The 5,240-nt window shown below is 47.3% G+C and carries 3 protein-coding genes and 1 pseudogene; all 4 read right to left on the bottom strand.

Features of this window, described 5'->3' with window-relative positions:
* Nucleotides 1-359 (bottom strand): hypothetical protein (locus tag ACN0T8_RS15555; RefSeq protein WP_417881500.1); only part of this gene is annotated, 359 nt, incomplete at its 3' end.
* 102 nt (nucleotides 360-461) lie between these two features.
* Complete coding sequence (gene rpoB, locus ACN0T8_RS15560; protein ID WP_417881498.1) at nucleotides 462-4,493, bottom strand: DNA-directed RNA polymerase subunit beta; 4,032 nt, start codon at nucleotides 4,491-4,493, stop codon at nucleotides 462-464.
* Between the two features lie 244 nt (nucleotides 4,494-4,737).
* Complete coding sequence (gene rplL, locus ACN0T8_RS15565; RefSeq protein WP_417881499.1) at nucleotides 4,738-5,109, bottom strand: 50S ribosomal protein L7/L12; 372 nt, start codon at nucleotides 5,107-5,109, stop codon at nucleotides 4,738-4,740.
* 51 nt (nucleotides 5,110-5,160) lie between these two features.
* Nucleotides 5,161-5,240: pseudogene (rplJ, locus tag ACN0T8_RS15570) on the bottom strand (50S ribosomal protein L10); the annotation flags it as partial.

Genomic DNA, 5,240 nt, shown 5'->3' on the forward strand with positions numbered 1-5,240 from the left:
ATCAAACCGATACGACTTGGCAGTGATTTCAAGAACCAGATGTGGGCAACTGGGCTAGCCAGTTCGATGTGACCCATACGCTCACGACGTACTTTAGTTTGGGTAACTTCAACACCACATTTTTCACAGATAACACCACGGTGTTTCAAACGTTTGTACTTACCGCACAAACATTCGTAGTCTTTCACTGGTCCAAAGATGCGTGCACAAAACAGACCTTCGCGCTCAGGCTTGAAGGTACGGTAGTTGATGGTTTCAGGCTTCTTGACTTCACCATATGACCAAGAACGGATCAGATCGGGTGACGCCAAGCCGATTTTGATACCTTCAAATTCTTCGGTCTTACTTTGCTGTTTCAGAAACTTTAATAAGTCTTTCACGTTTCTCTCCTGAAGGAGTTAAACCGGCTGCCTTGCCTAGACAAGGCAGCGTACTTTGCCAAACACAGTCGTGGCTGTGCCTTACTCTTGATCCAACTCGATGTTGATACCGAGTGAACGGATCTCCTTCAGCAATACGTTGAAGGATTCAGGCATACCAGGTTGCATCTGGTGGTTGCCATCAACGATGTTTTTGTACATCTGAGTACGACCGTTGACGTCGTCCGACTTAACTGTGAGCATTTCTTGAAGAGTATATGCTGCACCGTATGCTTCCAGTGCCCACACTTCCATCTCCCCGAAACGCTGACCACCGAACTGCGCTTTACCACCGAGCGGCTGTTGAGTAACCAGGCTGTAAGAACCTGTAGAACGTGCGTGCATCTTGTCGTCTACCAAGTGGTTCAGTTTCAGCATGTACATGTAACCCACTGTCACTTTACGTTCGAATGCGTTACCAGTACGGCCGTCATACAGGGTTCTCTGACCAGAAGTTGGCAAGCCTGCCAGTTCTAGCATGGCTTTGATTTCGCTCTCTTCAGCACCGTCAAATGCTGGGGTTGCCGTTGGCAGACCCAGTTTCAGGTGGCTAGCAAGACGTTTAACTTCATCATCGGTGAATGAATCGATATCGACTTTCTGTTGAATGCCTTCACCCAGTTCATACACTTGCTTAATGTAGCCACGCAGCTCAGCAACTTCACGTTGTTCTTCCAGCATGACATTGATGCGATCACCAATACCTTTTGCTGCAGCACCAAGGTGAACTTCCAATACCTGACCGATGTTCATACGTGAAGGTACACCGAGTGGGTTCAGTACGATATCCACTGGGTTGCCGTCTTCGTCGTATGGCATATCTTCGATTGGACAAATCTTAGAGATAACACCTTTGTTACCGTGACGCCCCGCCATCTTGTCACCAGGTTGGATGGTACGTTTAACTGCTAAGTAAACCTTAACAATCTTCAGTACGCCTGGAGCAAGGTCATCACCTTGGGTGATCTTGCGACGCTTAACGTCAAACTTCTTATCGAAGTCTGCTTTCAGCTCAACGTGTTGCTCAGCCAGCTGTTCCAGCTCAGTTTGTTTTGCTTCGTCATCGATGACTTGTACCAAGTAATCTTTACGTGGCAATTCGGCCAGTTTAGCTTCGCTGAAACCAGCGTTCAGCAGCAGGTTGCGAGCACGGTCAAACACGCCTTCTTCAAGGATTTTGAACTCTTCGGTCAAGTCTTTGCGTGCTTGAGCAATGTGCATCTCTTCGATTTCAACTGCGCGTTTGTCTTTTTCTACGCCATCGCGAGTAAAGACTTGCACGTCGATAACGGTACCTTTCACAGAGTTAGGTACACGCAGAGAGCTATCCTTAACGTCAGACGCTTTCTCACCGAAAATCGCACGCAACAGTTTCTCTTCTGGGGTCAGCTGAGTTTCACCTTTTGGTGTCACTTTACCTACCAGAATGTCGCCGCCTTTGACTTCAGCACCGATATAAACAATGCCTGATTCGTCCAGCTTAGACAGTGCAGACTCACCTACGTTTGGAATATCCGCGGTGATCTCTTCGCTACCCAGTTTGGTATCACGAGCGATACAAGACAGCTCTTGAATGTGGATAGTTGAGAAACGGTCTTCTTGAGCTACACGCTCAGAAATCAAGATCGAGTCTTCGTAGTTGTAACCGTTCCAAGGCATGAACGCGACGCGCATGTTCTGACCCAGAGCCAATTCGCCCAAGTCAGTTGATGGACCGTCAGCCAACACATCACCACGACGAACCGGCTCACCTGGGTTACAGCATGGACGCTGGTTGATACAGGTGTTTTGGTTAGAACGGGTGTATTTGGTCAGGTTGTAGATGTCGATACCCGCTTCGCCTGGACGCAGCTCATCTTCATTTACTTTTACTACGATGCGGCTAGCATCAACGTAGTCAACAACACCGCCACGCTTAGCGGCAACAACTACGCCTGAGTCAACGGCCAGAGTACGTTCAATACCGGTACCAACAACTGGTTTCTCGGCTTTCAGAACAGGTACTGCCTGACGTTGCATGTTCGCACCCATCAATGCACGGTTCGCGTCATCGTGTTCCAAGAACGGAATCAATGAAGCCGCAACAGAGATAACCTGTTGTGGAGAAACGTCCATATATTGCACGTCAGAAACGCGCATAAAGGTAGATTCACCTTTATGACGGCTAGCAACTTGTTCGTCGATAATACGACCATTTTCATCCAAGTCGATGTTAGCCTGTGCAATAACGTAACGACCTTCTTCGATCGCTGACAGGTAATCAACTTCATCAGTCACTACGCCATCAACCACTTTACGGTATGGAGTTTCCAAGAAACCGTAAGCGTTGGTACGCGCAAAGGTAGACAGAGAGTTGATCAAACCAATGTTTGGACCTTCAGGGGTCTCAATTGGACACAAACGACCATAGTGAGTTGGGTGTACGTCGCGGACTTCGAAGCCTGCGCGTTCACGGGTCAAACCACCAGGGCCAAGGGCAGAAATACGACGCTTGTGCGTTACTTCTGACAATGGGTTGTTTTGGTCCATGAACTGAGACAGCTGAGAAGAGCCAAAGAACTCTTTTACTGCCGCAGAAATTGGCTTAGCGTTGATCAGGTCTTGTGGCATCAGTTCGTTCAAGTCGCCCAGAGACAGACGTTCACGTACTGCACGCTCAACACGTACCAGACCTACACGGAATTGGTTTTCTGACATTTCGCCCACAGAGCGAATACGACGGTTACCCAAGTGGTCGATATCATCGACTTCATCGAAACCGTTACGGATTTCGATGATCTTACGCATTACGGCAACGATGTCTTCTTTGGTCAGAATGCCTGAACCTTCGTTCTCGTCAATGTCGAGACGACGGTTGAACTTCATACGACCTACTTTAGACAAGTCATAACGTTCTTCAGTGAAGAACAAGTTATGGAACAAGGCTTCAGCAGCATCTTTGGTTGGTGGCTCGCCAGGGCGCATCATACGATAGATTTCAACCAACGCTTCCATACGATTGGTGGTTGAATCGATACGCAGGGTATCTGACATATAAGCACCATGATCCAGCTCATTGATATACAAGGTGCTAATATCTTTGATACCTGCCAATGACAGGTTAGCCAGATCTTCCAAAGAGATTTCGTTGTTCGCTGTTACCAATACTTCGCCAGTATCTGGATCGATGTAATCTTGGGCAGCAATTTTGCCAACGATGTAATCAACTGGCACTTCCAACTCAGTGGTGTTGGTTTTTTCCAATTGGCGAATGTGGCGAGCAGTGATGCGACGGCCTTTTTCCACCAACAGGTTGCCTTCGATATCTTTGATATCGTAGCTAGCAGTTTCGCCACGCAGACGCTCTGGCACCAACTTCATCAGCAGAGAATCTTTCTTAATGCTGAACTCTACGCGATCGAAGAAGATATCGAGGATCTCTTGAGTAGAGTACTCAAGCGCGCGCAGGATAATGGTTGCAGGCAACTTACGACGACGGTCGATACGCACAAACAGCGCATCTTTTGGATCGAATTCGAAATCCAACCATGAACCACGGTAAGGAATGATACGAGCGTTATACAGTACCTTACCTGACGAGTGGGTTTTACCACGGTCGTGATCAAAGAACACACCAGGAGAACGGTGCAACTGAGATACGATCACACGTTCAGTACCGTTGATTACGAAGGTACCGTTTTCAGTCATCAATGGGATATCACCCATGTAAACTTCTTGTTCTTTGATGTCTTTAACGGTGCCAGCGGCAGCTTCGCGATCGAACAATACCAGACGTAATTTAACACGCAGCGGCGCTGAGTAAGTTACGCCACGGATTTGGCATTCTTTAACATCAAAAACAGGCTCGCCCATTTTATAGCTGACATATTGCAGCTCAGAATTGCCAGAAAAGCTCTTAATAGGGAAAACGCTGCGGAACGCGGCTTCCAAGCCTCGCTCACCGGTCGGATCTTGATCGGTGAACTTTTTGAAAGAATCCAGCTGGATTGCCAGTAGGTAAGGAACATCCAACACACGTGGACGCTTACCAAAGTCTTTGCGGATACGCTTTTTTTCGGAATAGGAGTAAACCATGGGTTTCCTCTGCTTGCGAGATGTGACCAAGACTGAACTAGACACTAACGAGTAATTCAGCACGTTTGCCCTTAACCGGTTTAGCAACAACCTAACCAATAATCTCTGCTAGGAACTGCTTAAGATACAAATGATTTTACGGTTAAAAAATCATCGACGCTTACAGCGCAAAAAAGGCCGACGGTCAAAAAACCGCCAGCCTTCACCCAGTTTTGCCACTGGGTGGAGCAAGTTATTATATAACTTACTTGATCTCTACTGCAGCACCAGCTGCTTCCAGATCTTTCTTCACTGCTTCGGCTTCTTCTTTAGAAACGCCTTCTTTAACAGCTACTGGAGCAGATTCAGCCATTGCTTTAGCTTCTTTCAGACCCAGGCCAGTCGCGCCGCGAACTGCTTTAATTACAGCAACTTTGTTGTCACCGTGTGAAGTCAAAACTACGTCGAATTCGGTTTTTTCTTCAGCAGCTGCGCCAGCATCGCCAGCACCACCAGCTACAACTGCAGCAGCAGCAGATACACCGAACTTCTCTTCCATAGCTTCGATCAGTTCAACAACTTCCATTACAGACATTTCTGCAAAGGCTTCAAGGATTTGGTCTTTAGTGATAGACATTAGAAATATTTCCTATTGTTCTGAATTCAATTTTATTAAGCAGCGAGCTGATTAAGCTGCTTCTTGTTTTTGATCGCGCAGAGCGGCCAGAGTACGAACGAACTTGCCAGCAGATGCTTCTTTCATAGTCA

Source organism: Vibrio sp. (assembly GCF_048266485.1).
In the GTDB taxonomy this organism is placed as follows: domain Bacteria; phylum Pseudomonadota; class Gammaproteobacteria; order Enterobacterales; family Vibrionaceae; genus Vibrio.

Excerpts from the sequence above, each read along its gene's own strand:
- rpoB (WP_417881498.1), bottom strand. The coding sequence starts at position 4,493 with ATGGTTTACTCCTATTCCGAAAAAAAGCGTATCCGCAAAGACTTTGGT.
- rplL (WP_417881499.1), bottom strand. The coding sequence starts at position 5,109 with ATGTCTATCACTAAAGACCAAATCCTTGAAGCCTTTGCAGAAATGTCT.